At 74.6% G+C, this 16,474-nt stretch carries 12 protein-coding genes and 1 pseudogene; 5 read left to right on the plus strand and 8 right to left on the minus strand.

Features of this window, described 5'->3' with window-relative positions; all coding sequences use genetic code 11:
* Window positions 1–26: 26 nt before the first annotated feature.
* The 6 genes and pseudogenes from ACFVUY_RS07100 to ACFVUY_RS07125 all read right to left on the minus strand — a co-directional run.
* Window positions 27–1,637: pseudogene (locus ACFVUY_RS07100) on the minus strand (AMP-binding protein); the annotation flags it as partial.
* 135 nt (window positions 1,638–1,772) lie between these two features.
* Window positions 1,773–2,825 (minus strand): hypothetical protein, encoded by a 1,053-nt coding sequence (locus ACFVUY_RS07105; RefSeq protein ID WP_387727950.1) that lies wholly within the window; start codon window positions 2,823–2,825, stop codon window positions 1,773–1,775.
* Between the two features lie 359 nt (window positions 2,826–3,184).
* Entirely contained in the window at window positions 3,185–4,498 is a 1,314-nt protein-coding gene (locus tag ACFVUY_RS07110; RefSeq protein WP_387727952.1) for a hypothetical protein, read from the minus strand.
* Between the two features lie 71 nt (window positions 4,499–4,569).
* Window positions 4,570–5,583, minus strand: a complete 1,014-nt coding sequence (gene adhP, locus ACFVUY_RS07115) for an alcohol dehydrogenase AdhP (RefSeq protein ID WP_387688129.1) — start codon at window positions 5,581–5,583, stop codon at window positions 4,570–4,572.
* Between the two features lie 149 nt (window positions 5,584–5,732).
* Window positions 5,733–6,230, minus strand: a complete 498-nt coding sequence (locus ACFVUY_RS07120; RefSeq protein ID WP_380545771.1) for a GNAT family N-acetyltransferase — start codon at window positions 6,228–6,230, stop codon at window positions 5,733–5,735.
* On the minus strand, window positions 6,227–7,573 hold the full coding sequence (locus ACFVUY_RS07125) for a DUF6271 family protein (RefSeq protein ID WP_387727954.1): 1,347 nt from the start codon (window positions 7,571–7,573) through the stop codon (window positions 6,227–6,229). Before ACFVUY_RS07125 ends, ACFVUY_RS07120 begins: the two co-directional genes overlap by 4 nt.
* Before the next feature lie 358 nt (window positions 7,574–7,931).
* On the opposite strand from ACFVUY_RS07125, the gene ACFVUY_RS07130 reads away from it, so the two are divergent.
* The 3 genes from ACFVUY_RS07130 to ACFVUY_RS07140 all read left to right on the plus strand — a co-directional run bounded on the left by ACFVUY_RS07130 (window position 7,932) and on the right by ACFVUY_RS07140 (window position 11,070).
* Window positions 7,932–9,125: a peptidoglycan-binding protein gene (locus ACFVUY_RS07130; RefSeq protein ID WP_387727956.1), complete on the plus strand. Its 1,194-nt coding sequence runs from the start codon at window positions 7,932–7,934 to the stop codon at window positions 9,123–9,125.
* A 158-nt stretch (window positions 9,126–9,283) separates the two neighbouring features.
* The gene (locus ACFVUY_RS07135) at window positions 9,284–9,991 is read left to right on the plus strand and encodes a DUF2269 domain-containing protein (RefSeq protein WP_387688122.1); all 708 of its coding nucleotides are present in this window, start codon (window positions 9,284–9,286) and stop codon (window positions 9,989–9,991) included.
* Window positions 9,992–10,062: 71 nt separating this feature from the next.
* The gene (locus ACFVUY_RS07140) at window positions 10,063–11,070 is read left to right on the plus strand and encodes an LLM class flavin-dependent oxidoreductase (protein WP_387728218.1); all 1,008 of its coding nucleotides are present in this window, start codon (window positions 10,063–10,065) and stop codon (window positions 11,068–11,070) included.
* A 162-nt stretch (window positions 11,071–11,232) separates the two neighbouring features.
* Here ACFVUY_RS07140 and ACFVUY_RS07145 read toward each other — a convergent pair whose 3' ends face one another.
* Together ACFVUY_RS07145 and ACFVUY_RS07150 are read right to left on the minus strand one after the other, a co-directional pair.
* Window positions 11,233–12,798, minus strand: coding sequence for an APC family permease (locus ACFVUY_RS07145; RefSeq protein WP_387727958.1), 1,566 nt, complete (start codon window positions 12,796–12,798; stop codon window positions 11,233–11,235).
* 180 nt (window positions 12,799–12,978) lie between these two features.
* Entirely contained in the window at window positions 12,979–14,625 is a 1,647-nt protein-coding gene (locus ACFVUY_RS07150) for an amidohydrolase (RefSeq protein ID WP_387727960.1), read from the minus strand.
* Window positions 14,626–14,830: 205 nt separating this feature from the next.
* Between ACFVUY_RS07150 and ACFVUY_RS07155 the strand changes: the two genes are divergently transcribed.
* A complete protein-coding gene (locus ACFVUY_RS07155) occupies window positions 14,831–15,439 on the plus strand; it encodes a TetR/AcrR family transcriptional regulator C-terminal domain-containing protein (protein WP_387727962.1) in 609 nt (202 codons plus the stop codon).
* A 648-nt stretch (window positions 15,440–16,087) separates the two neighbouring features.
* Window positions 16,088–16,471, plus strand: coding sequence for a hypothetical protein (locus ACFVUY_RS07160; protein WP_359898247.1), 384 nt, complete (start codon window positions 16,088–16,090; stop codon window positions 16,469–16,471).
* Window positions 16,472–16,474: the final 3 nt, after the last annotated feature.

The following is a 16,474-nucleotide window of genomic DNA, read 5'->3' on the forward strand; positions in this document are numbered from 1 at the left end:
TCGACGGTGACGCTGGCCGGGGTCGGTGCGGCCCGTCGACGCAGCTCGGCGCGGTGCAGCTTGCCGGTCGCGGTGCGCGGCAGCCCGGGTACGAACTCGACCGCCCGCGGGTACTTGTACGGTGCGATGGTGCGCTTGACGTGCTCCTGGAGCCCGCGCGCCGTCTCCGGCCCCTCCGGGACGCCCGGGCGCAGCACCACGTACGCCTTGACCACCGTGCCGCGCCGCTCGTCCGGCGCGCCGACCACCGCGCAGTCGGCCACGTCGGGGTGGGTGGCGAGCGCCTGCTCGACCTCGGGCCCGGCGATGTTGTAGCCGGCCGAGACGATCATGTCGTCGTTGCGGGCCCGGAACCAGAAGTAGCCGTCGCCGTCCCGGACGTAGGTGTCGCCGGTGAGGTTCCAGCCGCCGCGGACGTAGTCCAGCTGGCGCTCGTCGTCCAGGTAGCGGCAGCCGGTCGGGCCCTTGACCGCCAGCATCCCGGGTTCGCCGTCCGGCACCGGACGGCCCTGCCCGTCCAGGACCGCGGCCCGGAAGCCGGGGACGGGCCGGCCGGTGGAACCGGGCCGGATGTCCCCGCCGGCGGCCGAGACGAACACGTGCAGCATTTCGGTGGCGCCGATGCCGTCGATCAACCGCTGTCCGGTGGCCTCGTGGAAGGCCCGCCAGACGGCGGCGGGCAGCGGCTCGCCCGCCGAGACGCAGTGCCGCACCCCGGAGAGCCGGTCCGCCAGCCCGGCGGCCAGGATGGCCCGGTAGGCGGTCGGCGCGGTGAACAGCACGCTCACCCGGTGCCGGCGCACCTGCTCGGCGAGCTGCTCCGGGGTGGCGTGCTCCAGCAGCAGGCCGGCGGCGCCCGCCCGCAGTGGGAAGACCAGCAGGCCGCCGAGGCCGAAGGTGAAGCCGAGCGGCGGGGTTCCGGCGAAGAGGTCCTCGGGGGTGGGGCGGAGCAGGTGGCGGGAGAAGGTGTCGGCGATGGCGAGCACGTCGCGGTGGAAGTGCAGGGTGGCCTTGGGGTGGCCGGTGGTGCCGGAGGTGAAGGCGATCAGCGCGACGTCGTCGGCGGCGGTCGGGACGGCCGGGAAACGGGCGGCCTTGGCGGCGCAGCGGGCGGTGAGGTCCTCGGGGCCGGGGCCGCCGTAGCCGAGGACGCGCAGTCCGGGGGTCCGTGCCCGGTGCAGCTCGTCGAGGAAGCGGTGGTCGCACAGGGCGAGGACGGGCCGGGCGATGCCGTGCAGTTCGGTCAGTTCGGCGGCGCGCAGCAGCGGCATGGTGGTGACGGCGACCCCGCCGGCCTTCAGCACGCCGAGCCAACAGGCCGCCAGCCAGGGGGTGTTGGGTCCGCGGAGCAGGACCCGGTTGCCGGTGACGAGGCCGAGGTCCTCGGTCAGCAGGCGGGCGATCCGGTCGGCGTGGTCGCGCAGTTCGCCGTAGGACCACCGTTCGGTGGGGGTGAGCAGGCAGGGCCGGTCGGGGCCGAGGCGCTCGATGGTGTCGTCGAGCAGGGCGGCTGCGCAGTTCAGGCGATCGGGATAGGCCAACTCCGGGATTTCGAATAGGAGTTCGGGCCATTGCTCGAAGGGCGGGAGGTGGTCTCGGCAGAACGTGTCCACGTGCGCGGAGGGTGAGAGCTCCATGGGCGGGCACCTCGTTGTGCGAGCGGGGAGTGAGGCCAGTATGGCGCGTCCGTGACGCCAGTCAAGGGAGCGATACATGCATTCGGGCGACGACCCGGCTCCCCGCCCGCTCCGGGCGCCGGGGGGCGCCGACCGTCAGCTCGTCGCCCCCCGGGCGGAGGCGTCGGGAGTGCGGCCCTCCTGGGCCTGCTGGGCGCGGTCGGCGAGCAGCCGGGCGAACACCGTCAGCCCGGGCGCGGTCAGGGCGGCGCCCGGCCCGTCGTCCCGCACCAGGAGCAGCACGCCGCCGACCTGGACCAGCGCCACCGCCGACGAGGAACCGACGGTCCGGGTGGCGCTCCGGTCGCCGATCCGCAGGATCGCCACCGCCGTCGACTCCACGCCGCCGGTGCGTTCGAGTGCGCTGTCGAAGGCCTTGGCGGCCGCCTCGGGGGAGGCGAAGGCGACCACGTCGAACTCCACGGTCTGCACCGAAGCGGCGCCGAACGTCACGCTGGCCGAGGCGAGTTGCCGGTCGCAGGCGTCCGGCAGCAGGCACGGCACCGCGTCGGTCGGGCCCGTCCCCGACTCCGGCCCCCGCTGCACCCGCCACCCGCGCGGCATCGCCCCCTCGTCGGGCAGCACGCCCCGGACCAGCACCGGGTCGCCCAGCGGCTGCGCGGCGTGCGCCAGCCCGGGCCCGCCCGGCTTCAGCAGCGGGCGCGAGCCCAGGTGGACGCCGAGCGCGACCAGCGCGGCGATCAGCACCAGGACGAGCGCCGCCACGATCCCGGCACTGCTCCGCCGGGCGGCGAGCGCCCGGGCACGGGCGGCCGCGGGGCCGGTCCGCAGCTGAACGGTACTCGGGCCCTTCGGCGGCGGTGCGGACGGCGGGCCGACCCGCAACTGCACGGTGCCGGGCTCGCTCCGCAGTTGGACGGTCGGTGGATCGCCCGGCTTCCCGAGCGCGGTGGTGGCCAGGTACTGCGCGAACGCCGGGTCCGTGGCCAGCAGGTGCGCGACGGCGGCGGCCAGCAGCGCCCGCGCCTGCGCGTCCCCCGGGCTCGCCTGCGCCGCCGCGAGCGCCCCGGCGCCCTCCGGCACCATCCGCAGCCGCGCCCGCACGACATCGGCCACCGCCTGGTGCGGCCCGTCGCCCAGCAGTGCCGCCGCCACCGCATCCGGTGCCGGCCCCCGGCCGTCCCCCATGGCAACTCCCCCTGCCGCACGAGTGGTTGCCCCCCACGATCCCGGACCGCCGGCCACTTCGTACCCACGCCGAACGGAACGGAGACGCAACTGCAACGCCACCCGGACGAACCGGGGCGCCGTGGCGTGGCCGGTGGTGACTGCCGGGAGCGTGCCCGGGCGTTGCCTTCACCTGCCTTCGCCTGCCTTCACCCGCCGTCGCCCGCCGTCGCCCGCCTCCGGCTCCCGGCCCGGCGGCCGCGCGGGCCCCGGCCGCGGTGGCCCTGCCCCGGTCCCGGGTCGGTAGGGGGCCACCTGCGCCTCGTGCTGCGCGCACACCGGTGTCGCGGCCTGATCCGGACAGGTCCGAACGGCGCGCGTCAGCCGACCAGCGCCCTCAGCACGTCCGGGGGCAGGGCCGGGTTGGCCGCCGCGGCCTCGGCCGTGCGGGGGTCGGGGGAGGCGAGGCAGTGGGCGAGGGCGCCGGGGGTGGCGTGGCGGTGGGCGGCGATGGCCCGCAGGGCCTTGATGGGGACGGGCTCGGTGGCGGCGATCCGGTCGAGCAGGGCGGCCGGGGCGTCTGGGTTGGCGGCCAGGGCGGTGGCCACCTTGGTGCCGAACCGGTCGAGCACGGCGGTGAGTTGCGCGGACGTGAGGCCGGGGTGCGGGGCGACCGCCTTCGCGACGGCGGCGTCCGGGTCGGCGGCGAGCCGGTCCCGTACGGCGGCGGGCAGGTCGCGGTGCTCTGCGACGAGCATCCGCACCCGGGGTTCCGAGGAGCCCGCGAGCGCGGTGAGTTCGTCCGGGGCGGCGCGGGCGATCCGGGGGAGCAGGGCGGCGCCGATCCGGACGGCGACGGCGAGCCGTTGGAGGAGGTCGAGCGGGAGGTGCGGGTGGCGGGCGAGCCGGCGTCGGACGTCGGGGTCCTCGTCGTCGAGGAGCCGGTGCATCAGCGGCAGATCGATCCCGGGGTTCTCGGCGAGGCTGCCCCGGACCCGCAGGGCCGGGTCCTCGGCGAGCCGGTGGTAGCTCTCCACGGGCAGCGCGGGGTGTTCGGAGAGCCGCTGCCGGACCAGCGGGTGGTCGTCGATACGCCGGGCGGCCGCCGCACCCGGGGTCGTGGGGTTGCCCGCCGCCTGGCCGCGGGTCCGGACGTCCTCGTCGGCCAGGAGCGCCGTCAGCAGCCGGGGTGGAGCGGCCTCGTTCGCCGCGACCCATCGCCGGACCTCGGCCTCGGGGTGGGCGGCGAGCCGGGCCAACAGGTCCGACCGGCGGGTGTGGAGGCCGAGTTCGGCCAGCACGGCGGTGTCCTCGTCCGTCGCGAGGAGCTCGGCGGCCTCGTCCGGCAGCCCGGGGCAGGAGCAGAGCCGCATCCGGACGTACGGGTCCGGGTCCCGGGCCAGTTGCCGGGCCCACGCCGGGTCCCCGCGTCCCTCGTCCAGCAGGGTGAGCGCGACCAGCGGGCGGGTGACCGGGTCGACGTCCGTGGTGCGCAGCGCGCCGCCGCGGGCGAGCCGGACGGCGCTGTCCTCGTCGCGTCCGGCGAGCCGACGGGCCTGCGCCGGGTCGAGGTCCGGCCGGTCCGCGAGGGCGTCGGCCAGCTCCTCGTCGGTGTCGGCGGCGTCGAGCAGCCGTCCGAGAAGGTCGGGCGGCAGGGCGGGGTTGCGGGCGGCGGCGTGCAGCAGTGGCGGCATCCGGGCATTGTGCCCGCCACCCGGCCGGGCGCGCCGCCGAATTGACCGGCCGGGTGGCGGGCCGGGGGCCGTCAGCGCAGGTCGAAGACCAGGCGGGCGGAGACCTTGCCGCTCAGCACCTCGTCGAAGCAGGCGTTCACGTCGTCGAGGCGGCGGGTCTCGCGGATCACCCGGGTGCGGCCGAGGGCGTGCAGCCGGAAGACCTCGGCGAGGTCCTCGCGGGTGCCGACGATCGAGCCGATCACCTTGGTGCCGTTCAACACCGTCTCGAAGACGGGAAGTTCGAGCTTGCCGCCGGCCGGGAGGGCGACCAGGACGAGGGTGCCGCCGCGGCGCAGGGCGCCGTAGGCGGCCTGGAAGGAGGCGTTGCTGACGGCGAGGGCGATCGCCGCGTGGGCGCCTCCGAGGGCCTGGACCTCGGCGGCGACGTCCTGGGTGCGGGCGTCGAGGACGTGGTCGGCGCCGAGGTCGCGGGCCAGGGCGAGTTTGTCGTCGGTGACGTCGACGGCGATGGTCTCGGCGCCGAAGACGCGGGCGTACTGCAGTGCCAGATGGCCGAGCCCGCCGATGCCGGAGACCAGCACCCGGGTGCCGGGCCCGGCTCCGGAGACCTTGAGCGCCTTGTAGGTGGTGACGCCCGCGCAGGACAGCGGCGCGGCGTCCAGCGGGTCGATGCCGTCGGGGACGGGGACGACGTAGTCGCCGTGCGCGATCGCGTACTCGGCGTAGGCGCCGTCCACGGAGTAGCCGCTGTTGTGCTGCTGGAGGCAGAGGGTCTCCCAGCCGGAGACGCAGTGGTCGCAGCGCCCGCAGGCGTCCGCGAGCCAGGGGATGGCGACCCGCTCGCCCACCCGGACGTGCCGGACCAGGCCGCCGGCCGCCTCGACGATGCCGACGCCCTCGTGCCCGGGCACGAACGGCGGGCTGGGCTTGACCGGCCAGTCGCCGTGGGCGGCGTGGATGTCGGTGTGGCAGAGGCCGGAGGCCTCGATCCGGACCCGGACCTGGTGCGCGGCCGGCTCGGGTACCGGCTGGTCCTCGACGACCAGCGGTGCGGTGAAATCGCGGACGACGGCGGCCTTCATGCGCTGCTCCTCGGGCGTACGGCCGGGTACGGGGGGTACTGCCGGCGGCGGCGCGGGGGCGCAGCCGCCACCAGCTTCACCCGACGGGGTGATCTTCGCCGGTCGAACTAGGCCGAACGAGTGATCATCCGTCCGCGTATCCGCGCAGGTCAGCGCACCGGCATCGACATGTACACCGCCCGTCGCCCGTAGCAGGCGGGTACCGGCACCTCCCGGTGCGCCCGGTAGCCGAGCAGCCGGAGCAGGATGTCCGCCCCGCGCACCGCGACCATCGAGATCCGCTCGTAGCCCTGCCCGCTCGCGTGCTCCCGGAAGTGCCGGATGAAGCCCAGCGCGACCTCCCGTCCGCGCAGGTCCTCGGCGATCACCAGGTCGTGCACGTGCAGGTTGGTCGAGCGGAAGGCCTGCTCCTCCGGGCGGCTGAGGTCCGGGCAGCGCAGCGGCGGGTAGGGCAGGCTCAGCAGGTAGCCGCGGACCACGCCGTGCTGTTCCAGCACGAAGCAGGTGCCGGGCGAGCTGCGGGCGCGCGACTGGAGTGCTTCCCGGCCCTCGGACAGGTCGTCGGCCGCGTAGGCGTCGTGCTCCAGCGCGACCACGGCGTCCCAGTCGTCGTCGGCCAGCTGCCGGATCCGGAGGTCCTCGCTCACCGAGCCGGCGCCTCCGTGCCGGTGTCCGCGCCGTCCGTGCCGGCGTCGAGCCCCTCCGCGCGGGCGGCGGCCACCATCGGCGCCCAGGCCTCCAGCAGCACCGCCCACCGCTCGGCGTCCTGCCGGGCCTCGTCCAGGAGCTGCTGCCGCTGCCCGGCCACCACGTCCGCGAGCTCGGCGTACTTGCCGCCCAGCTTGCGGTAGGAGCGGTCCAGGACGTCCAGGCAGTGCACGTTCCCGGCCTGGTCCCAGTCGACGCTGCCCCGCACCAGGTCGAGGATCGGCTCGACCTTCAGCCCGTGCCGCTCGTCCAGCAGCCCGCGGCCGAGGTCGATCATCCCGCCGTAGACCGGGTACAGGTACAGCATCGAGAGCAGGAACTTGACGAACCGCATCTGGTAGGAGACGAAGCCGGTGCCGGTGCGGCGCTCGGGCGTGTAGTAGTTGACGATGTGGCGGTTGTGGACGACGCCGGGCAGCCGGGAGTGGACCATGGCGTGCAGCAGGGCGTAGTCGCTGCCGATGGTCTCGATCGAGGGCAGCAGCGGCAGCACCTCGTAGGCCCGGTGGTCCAGGGCGATGTTGCACATGTAGACGTCCCAGATGTCGGGCACGCCGAGGACGGATTCGTCGGTGCTGAACGGCTCGGAGCCGGCGCCCTTGAAGGAGACGTCCACCATCGCGTCCCTCTCCCCCTCCGACCACACCGGCGGGGTCCACAGGCGCACCACGTCGCGGTAGACGGCCGGGTCCATCTCGTGGATCTCGCTGATGTCCACGTTGAGTTCGCCGATGAAGGAGCCGCTGACCAGCATCACCGGCTTGTCCGCGTCGGCCGGGTCGAGCTCGGAGCGGGACACGCCGGCCGCGGCCTCGCCGGCCGGGCGGCCGATCGAGAGCAGCTCGTGGTGGATCGGGAAGACCTTCCGGCCGTCGACGACCTGGAAGTCGGCGTCGTCGTTGCGCAGGTGCGCCGAGGTGCAGCCCAGGGCGGCCGCGCCCAGGAAGAGCCGGTTGACGCAGGAACCGTACGCGACGGCCCGCGGGAGCATCAGGTCGAGCAGCAGTTCGGGGTCGGCGGCGCCGGAGCGCTCGGACACCCGGCGCAGGAACTCCCGCTGCCCCGCCTCGCTCAGGTGGTGGACGGCCACGCCGGGGGTCGGCTCCAGCGCGGCCACGGCGCCCGCGTTCTCCGCGAACCCGACGGCGTCGGTGGTGTCGAGGACGAGGAGGTGCACCTCGACCCCGAAGGTTGCGACGGCGTAGGCCGCCTCCTCGGCGAGTTCCGCGATGGTGTCGGGGCAGGGCCGCATGGTGGGCAGGGCGAGGCAGACTCTTTGCATGGTGCGGATTTCTCCATCGGATCGTCAGATTCGGTTCCACGGAGGCCAGTTGGGCGCACAGGGAGGCCCCGGGCGCGGGCTGGTGCCGGTCCGCCGGACTACCGTGGACTAGACCACTTTTGATGTCAACGATTGACAGCGGCGCCCCGGCGGGGTGCAATACGCCCCCTCCCGCGCGATCCACCGCCCCCGCACGGGCGCCGGAATCGCACGCGGGGGCGAACGCCCCCTGCAGAGTCGAACGTCCGGACGGGTACGGGGGGTTCATCGCCGGGCATTTGCGCCGTCGGGGTCAATCCGCGAGCCGTTCCTGCCGATACCGGAGGTGATGCCCTTACGCCGTTCGGAGGAGCCCGCAATGCCCGAACCGTGGCTGCCCGGTGCCGAGATCCACGACCTCGGCGACCACGCGCCGACCGATCAGCAGTACCCGCCGAAGGCCATCGCCCACATCACCTGGGACCGCAACGCGACCGCCGCCGCACCGCAGGACTGGTGCCCCTACGAGGACCTGGTCGGCTACTTCACCGGCAGCGGCGCCGGCAGCGCGCCGCACCTGGTCTGGGACCCGTTCAGCGGCCGCACGGCGCAGCTGTTCCCGGCCGACTCCCGCTCGAAGAGCCTGCTCAGCCCCGCCGAGAGCCCGACCCGCACCAACCGGGCCGGTCGGGTGGTGATCCAGATCGAGGCGGTCTTCTTCCCCTACTGCCGCTACCAGGGCGGCGTCTACCCGCGCCTGGTCGACACCCCGTGCGCGGGCTGGGACCGCATCCACGCCTGGATCTCCTCCTGGGGCGTGCCCGACATCTGGCCGATGGGCCGGCCCACCGACTTCTCCGGCCACCGCGACGAGCGGACCTGGGAGGCCTTCGGCGGCTGGTACGCGCACGCCCACGTGCCCTACAACGACCACACCGACCCGGGCTCATGGCCCGACTTCACGGCCGGGCCCGGCTCCCCGGACATCCCGCCCTCCCAGCAGAACCCGGTGCCCCCTGCCGCGCCCGCCCGCTACCAGGTCAGCATCAACGGCCTGGCGTACGGCTACGGGGCCCAGGGCTACCAGGTGACGGCCGTCGGGCGGGCGCTGGTCGCGAACGGCTTCGGCGACCACTACCGCTCCGGACCCGGCCCGAACTGGACGGACGCGGACACCGAGAACTACTCGGACTACCAGGGGAGTCTGGGCTACTCCGGGCAGGCGGCGGACGGCGTCCCGGGCGCGAGCTCGCTGCGCCGGCTGCTCGGCTACCTGCCCGGGCGGCGGACGGTCTCGGTGGCCCACGTGATCGAGGCGGCCCGGACCGACCCGGGGGCCGAGCAGGGGCACCTGACCTACCCGGCCGAGGCGGCCATCGTGGAGCAGGCGCTGGTGGACGAGGGACTGCTCGACCAGCGCTGGGTGGACGGCTCGTTCGGCAGCCGGACGGTCTCCGCGTACGCGGCCTGGCAGCGGAGCTGCGGGTACGAGGCGGGGGCGGCGGACGGGATCCCCGGCCCGGCCTCGCTGCAGCGGCTGGGCGCGGCGCAGGGGTTCGCGGTGACCGACTGAGGGCGGTGCTGCTCCCGGGGGAGGCGTGGCCGGCGCCGCGCCGAGGCTGTGTACTCGCTCGGGAGTACGCGAGGTTACTTCCTCCGTCAGATGCCGGATGAGGCAGGGACGGGAGAGTCTGGGGCCGTCCTGGTGACCCCGACTCGAAGGAGGTACCCGTGCGCTCGCCCACCGGCGCCGTCGCGGCGTCCGAACCGACGCCACGGCGGGTGGCGGCACCCGCGTCCGGGGGCCGCCGACTGCCGCCGCCGGTGCGCAAACCGCTGGTCGTCCTGCACGTCGTCGCCTCGGTGAGCTGGCTGGCCTTGATGCTCTGCCTGCTCACCCTGGCGGTGACGGCTCTGACCACCGCGGACGCCGACCGGCTGCGCACCGCCTACCGGGCGATGGGCCTGCTCGGTGACGCGCTGATCCTGCCGCTGAGCCTGCTCACCTTCCTGAGCGGGGTGGCGCTCGGGCTCGGCACGTCCTGGGGGCTGTTCCGGTACTACTGGGTGAGTACCAAGTTCTGGCTGACACTCGGGGCGATGACGGCCTCGGTCCTCGCCCTCACCGACCGGCTGCACGACGCGGTGCGGGTGGTGGACGCGCATCCGACCGGCCCGATCACGGTGGCGGACCTCGGCTTCGTCCGCTACAACACGGTGATCGTTCCGGCGGTGGCGCTGACGCTCTACCTGTTCAACGTGATCCTGTCGGTGTACAAGCCCTGGGGCCGCCGCAAGGCCCATGCCAAAGTCACCGCCCCGGCCCAGGTCACCGCCCCGGCCCAGGTCACAGCCCCGGCACCGGCCCCGGTCAGGGCCGAGGCTGCGGCCGAGGCCACGGACACCCGTCCGGGCCGAATACCCGGAGCGGGCGACTGACCGGCAGGCCGTCGGCCGCGGCCCGGTCGCGCGGGGAATGCCCGTGCGGGGCGCAGGCGTTGTCCAACGACGTGACCACTGCCGCGCCCACGACCAGGCTCTCCGTGCTCGACCGCTCCCGGACCCGACAGGGCGAGGAGCCGGCCCAGGCGCTGCGGAGCACCGTGGCCTTCGCCCGTGAGGTCGAGCGGCTCGGCTACCACCGGTTCTGGGTCTCCGAGCATCACGGCGTGCCGGGGGTGGCCGGGTCGGCGCCCACCGTGCTCGCTGCGGCGGTGGCGGCCGCCACCACGCGCATCAGGGTCGGTACCGGCGGGGTGATGCTGCCCAACCACCAGCCGCTGGTGGTGGCCGAGCAGTTCGGGGTGCTGGCCGCACTGTTCCCGGGTCGGATCGACATGGGGCTCGGCCGCTCGGTGGGCTTCACCGACGGTGTCCGGCGGGCGCTGGGGCGGGAGAAGGACGCCGCGGACGCGTTCGGTGCCCAGCTGGCCGAACTGCTCGGCTACTTCGACGGCTCGCAGTCGGCGAACCGCGGGGTCCACGCCCGGCCGGCCGAAGGCCTGCACGTCCCGGCCTTCGTCCTGGCCACCGGCACGGGCGCCGACCTGGCCGCCGACGCGGGACTGCCGCTGGTGATCGCCGCCCCGCGCGGAATGGACCGGATGCTGGAGGCGATCGACCGCTACCGGGCCCGCTTCCGTCCTTCCGCGCAGGCCGCCGAGCCGTACGTGGTGGTCTCGGGGACGGTGGCCGTCGCCGACACGGCCGAGCGGGCGTGCGAGCTGCTCGTCCCGGAGGCCTGGTCCGGCGCGTACTCCCGCACCCATGGCGAGTTCCCGCCGCTGACCTCCGCCGCCGAAATCCGGGCCCGGGCGATGACCGCCAGGGAGCGGGCCGCGTTCGAGCAGTCGCTCAAGGGCCACATCGCGGGCACCCCGGAGCAGGCCGCCGCCGAGCTGGCGAAGCTGGTCGAGTGCAGCGGGGCGGACGAGTTCCTGGTCACCACCAGCACCTACGACCGCACCGCGCTGCTCGACTCCTACCGGCTCCTCGCCGAGGCCGTCGGCCAGATCTGACCAGGCGAGGGCCGGGGCGGGCCGGATCGGGGGTCGGTCCGGGCCGGGGTGGGCCGGGCAGGGGCGGGCCGGATCGGTCCGGGCCGGGATGGAGCCGGTTCGTCACCCGGTCGCCACCGGGCCCCGCCCGCCCGTCGCCCGCCCCGGCCGGTCGCCCGCGGCTCAGCCCGCGTCGACCTCGGTCGTCCCGAGCCGCGCGTACACCTCCGGTCGCCGGGCCCGCAGCCGCAGGGCGATCCCGACGCCGGTCAGGAAGACCACCGGCACGATCGCGACCAGCGGCCAGTTGACCTCCGGACCGGCGCCGGTGAAGAGGTCGAGCCGCCACACCACCAGCGCCGTGGCCCCGCACAGCAGCACCGTAGCGGCGAGCGGTGCCACGACCGTGCGGAACACCCCGGCGCTCGCGGCGGCCGCCCGGTTGCGGCGGAAGAAGGCGAACACGGCGAGGCCGGCCAGCGCCTGGAGCACCAGGATGCCCACCACTCCGGGGGAGTTCACCCAGAGGAAGAACTGGTTGTACGGATCCGCCCCGATCAGCGCCGCCACCCCGACGGCCACCGCCGCCAGCACCGACTGCGCGATGCCGCCGATCCACGGCGAACCGTGGCGCGGGTGGACCCGGCCGAGGGCGGCCGGGGCGGCCTGCTCCTTGGCCAGCGCGTAGCCGTACCGGGTGATGGTGTTGTGGAAGGCGAGCAGCGCCGCGAGCAGGCTGGTGACGATCAGCACCCGCTGCACCTCGGTCGCCCAGCCGCCGACGTAGTCGGTCATCGCGGTGAAGAACATCCCGGCCGGGTCGGCGGTGGCGGCGGCGACGGCCTCGGTGTCGCCGAAGGCCTGCACGATCATCCAGGTGACGAAGGTGTAGAAGAGGCCGAGGAAGGCGATCGCGGCATAGGTCGCGCGCGGCACGGTCCGGTGCGGCTGCCGGGCCTCCTCGCGGTAGATCGCGGTGGCCTCGAAGCCGATGAACGCGGCGAAGGAGAGTCCGAGCACGCCGCCCATCCCCCCGGAGAACACGTGCTCGGGGGCGAACGAGGACAGGCTCAGCCCGTGCGCCCCGCCCTTGACCAGCACCGCCACCGCGAGCACCAGCAGGATGCCGGTCTCGGCGATCAGCAGCGCCCCGAGCACCTTGGCCCCGAGGTCTATCGAGCGGAAGCCGAGGAACCAGACCACCGCGACCCCGAACAGCGCCCAGACCGGCCAGGGCAGGTCCAGCCCGAGCAGGTCGGCGGCGGTGGTGCGGGCGAAGAACCCGAAGGCGCCGAACATGCCGATCTGGATGGCGTTGTACGAGAACACCGCGAGCAGCGCCGCACCCAGCCCGGCCGCCCGGCCGAGGCCGCGGGTGACGTACGCGTAGAAGGCGCCGGCGTTGCGGATGTGCGCGGTCATGGCGGTGAACCCGACCGCGAAGAGCGCCAGCACCACGCCGGTGGCCAGGTAGGCGACGGGTGTGCCGATGCCGCCGAAGGAGATCGCGAACGGTGCCACGCCGGCCATCACGGTCAGCGGCGCGGCGGCGGCCACGACGAAGAAGACGATGTCGCCGGTACCGAGCACCCCGCGTCCCAGGCCGCCGGAGCCGCCGGAGCCGCCGGGGGAGGTCAGGGCGCCGGGGGAGGCGGGGGAGGCGGACGTGGAGGTGGTGGAGCCGGAAGCGGCGGCGGAGCCGGGGGGACGGAGCGCGGAGGAGGAGGCCGCGTCGGAGGGCGGGTTCATGGGGGAGCTCTCCTGAGGTCGTGCGAACGAGGAAGCGACGGTCGGCGGCGGACACGCGCCGGCCGCCGACCGGGGAACGAGGCACGGCCGCCGTGGGGGACGGCCGGAACCGGTCGGGAAGTCCGTCGGGGTGGCCGGGGCGGCTGGGGTTTGCCGGGGTGGCCGGGGGAGCGGGGCGCCTCAGCGGGTCGAGCGGTCGGCGCCACCGGGCGGGCCGCCGTGGGTGCGCCGCCCGCGGAGCCAGGTGCCCGCCACCTCGATCGAGGCCAGCTCACCGGCCGGCACCGCGTAGGGATCGGTGGCCAGGTGCACCAGGTCGGCCCGCATGCCCGGCCGCAGCACGCCCCACTCGGCCTCCTCGAAGGCCTGGTGCGCCACGCCCGCCGAGTACGCCGCCAGCGCCTCGGTGAGTCCGATCCGCTCCTCGGGCAGCCAGCCGCCGTCCGGCAGGCCGTCCGGGGTCTGCCGGGTGACGGCGGTGGCCAGCCCGGCCAGCGGCTCGTAGCGGGTGACCGGCCAGTCGCTGCCGAAGGACACCCGGGCGCCGCCGCGCAGCAGGGCGGCGATCCGGTACTGCCGGGAGCCGCGCTCCGGGCCGATCCGGGGCAGGGTGAGCTCGGTCATCAGCGGGTCGGTCTGGGCCCAGAGCGGCTCGAAGTTGGCGATCACGCCGAGCTCGGCGAAGCGCGGCAGGTCGTCGGGGTGGACCAGCTGCACGTGTGCGATCACCGGCCGGCGGGCGCGCGGCCCGTTGCGGCGGGCGGCGGCCTCGACGGCGTCCAGCGCGATCCGTACGCCGAGGTCGCCGATCGCGTGGATGTGCGGCTGGAAGCCCAGCGCGTCCACGGCGGTGACGGCCTCCGCCAGTTCGGCGCCGGTCCAGTTGGCGACGCCGTGGGAGTGCGGGCAGTCGCTGTACGGCTCCAGCAGCGCGGCCGTCCCGGACTCGATGACCCCGTCGGCGAAGAACTTGACCGCCCGCGCGGTGAGCCGCCCGTGCCCGGCGGCCTGGACCCGGTCGCGGTCGGCGGCCAGGCGGGGGAGCTGCTCGCGCCAGCCGTCCGGTTCGAGCAGCAGGGCGAGCCCGGCCCGGACCGGCAGGCCCTCCTCGGCGACGGCCGCCAGCCAGGTGTCCACCTGCGCGGGCTCGACCCAGGCGTCCTGGAGCCAGGTGATCCCGGCGGCCGCGAGCGCGGCGGTGCTCTCCCGCAGTGCGGCGACCTGCTCGGCCAACGGCGGCGGGGGGACGAGCGCGAGGACGGGGTTGAGCGCACCGAACTCGCGCAGGGTGCCCAGCGGGCTGCCGTCCGGCCGGCGGACGATCTCGCCGCCCACCGGCTCGGGAGTGTCCGGCCCGTACCCGGCCCGGCGCAGCGCCTCGCTGTTGGCCCAGCCGGTGTGGTGGTCCATGGTGCGCAGCAGCACCGGGCGGTCCGGGACGGCGGCGTCGAGCAGTCGGGCGTCGAACAGTCCGCCCTCGGCCAGCCACGGGTCGACGGCGTCGCCGGTGATCCACTCGGCCTCGGGGTGGCGCTGCGCCCAGTCGCGGACGGCCGCCACGACCTGCTCCAGGCTGGTGCAGTCGCGGACCGGCGCGCCGCGCAGGCCGATGCCGCCGAGCAGCGGGTGGACGTGTCCGTCGCCGAAGGAGGGCAGCAGGGCGCCGCCGTCGAGGTCGACGGTCTCGGTGCCTTCGTCGCGCAGGGCGAGGGCGGCGTCGCCGAGGGCGGCGATCCGCCCCGCGCCGACGGCGAGGGCGTGGGTGCGGGGGAGGGCGGGGTCTCCGGTGTGGATCCGGCCGCCGGTGAAGATCGTTTCGGCACGCATGCGGGGGTGTGCGTCCTCTCCGGGGCAGGGCGGGCCGACGGGTGCGCGGCCTGCCTAACCGAATGGGGTTCGGTTACCGTAGGCGCGGCACCGGCGGGTGCGGAAGAGTTTTACTGAAAGCCGTTCAGTAACGCTTGGATAACGACGATCTTGGTCTGCCGGTGCCGACGGGCCGCTCGGCGACCCCGAAGGTGAGGAGCCGGGCATGCCCAGGCCGCGCACACCCCTGCTGGACCGGCAGCGCATCGTGGACACCGCGCTGCGGCTGGTCGACGAGGCGGGGGACCTCACCATCCCCGCGCTGGCCGGTGCGCTCAAGGTCAGCCCCTCCGCGCTCTACCACCACGTCGCGGGCCGGGCCGAGATCGTCGCCCTGATGCGCGCCGAGCTGGTGCGCACGATCGGCGAGCAGTCGATGTGGGATCAGCCCTGGGACGCCGCGCTGTGCACCTGGGCGCACGCCTACCGGGACGCCTTCGCCGAACACCCCGGCATCGTCCGGCTGCTCGCCACCGCGCCGCTGGCCGAATCGTTCATGCACGAGCTGTACGAGCGGGCCGTCGCCACCCTGGAGGACGCGGGCTTCGCCGCACAGGACGTGATGGGACTGATCACCGCCCTGGAGAGCTTCGTCCTGGGCTCGGCGCTGGACCTGGTCGCCCCGGACGTCATGGTCGACGCCGTCGACCGGGATGCCACCCCGCGGCTGGCCGACGCCCTGGACGCCGTCCCCGCCGGGCGCGAGCGCGCCGACCGGGCCTTCGGGCTCGGGCTCACCGCCCTGATCGAGGGCTACCGGGCGCTGCTGGGCTGACCCGGGCCCCGGCGCGCAGCCCCGGTCCGGCCCCGGCGCGCAGCCCAGGTCCGGCCCCCGGTTCGCAGCTCGGCCCGGCCTCGCCCCGTTCGCCCCGGGGTCGCTGCCGTTCGCCCGGCCACGATTTCTGACCAGGCGTGATGTCCTGCTAGTGTTCATCCCGTCGAGAGGAAGTGATCTTCCGGGAAACGGAATCTCGAACAGGCGTCAGAGGTGCTACCAGAGCACGCCCTACTTTCAGTAGGGAGAGTCCGTGCGATCCGGGCCTGGCGCTCCCATCGAAGGGGCTCGTTCCGTCCAGCGGAACGGGCCCCTTCGTCGTGTTCGCCTTCCGTGCCCGCGCCCTCTTATCGTACTTTCGGGCTCGAAACCCTCCCTTGGGGCTCGATACCGGCCAAGGTGCCGTGCCAGGTGGCCGGTAAACGGTACTCCAACCCCCCTGGTCCACCCGTGGGGTCGAGGCTGCATCCGGTCTGATGTGCCGTCAGTTCTTGGCTGGAACTGGCTGTTACTGATGTGAATATGCCATTGGAATGTTCGTCATCTGGAATCCGGCAGTAGCCTTCCGTGTCGAACTAGCCACTGCTGGTGGTGAACCGGCCGGTGCCGCGCTGCGCCCGGCCGCCCAGACCCCGCGAAGGAGCCGGTGTGCCCGGTATCGACGAATGCCTCTCCGGAGCGATGGCGATCCACGGGGCCCGCGCCGCGAGCCTGGTCGACTGGAGCAGCGGGCTCGCCCTCGGCAGCCTCGGGGACAGCCCGACCGGAGAGCACGAGACCTCCGCCGCCGAGGCAACCGACCTGGTGCGGGCGGCCGTTGAGAGCCAGACCTTCACCGTGACGGAGGACCGGCGGGCCCCGTTGGAGGACATCATCGTCACCGCCGGCCGCAGTTACCACCTGATCCGCTTCATCGACACCGTTTTCGACAACAGGCTCGTCCTGCACCTCTGGCTGGACCGCGCGGAGGGCAACCTCGCCGCCGCCCGCTTCCGCCTCCAGGCACTCGCCGAGGAGCTGGTGCTGGGGTGAGCG

This window comes from Kitasatospora sp. NPDC058063, from assembly GCF_042885395.1.
In the GTDB taxonomy this organism is placed as follows: Bacteria; Actinomycetota; Actinomycetes; order Streptomycetales; family Streptomycetaceae; genus Kitasatospora; species Kitasatospora lactacystinica.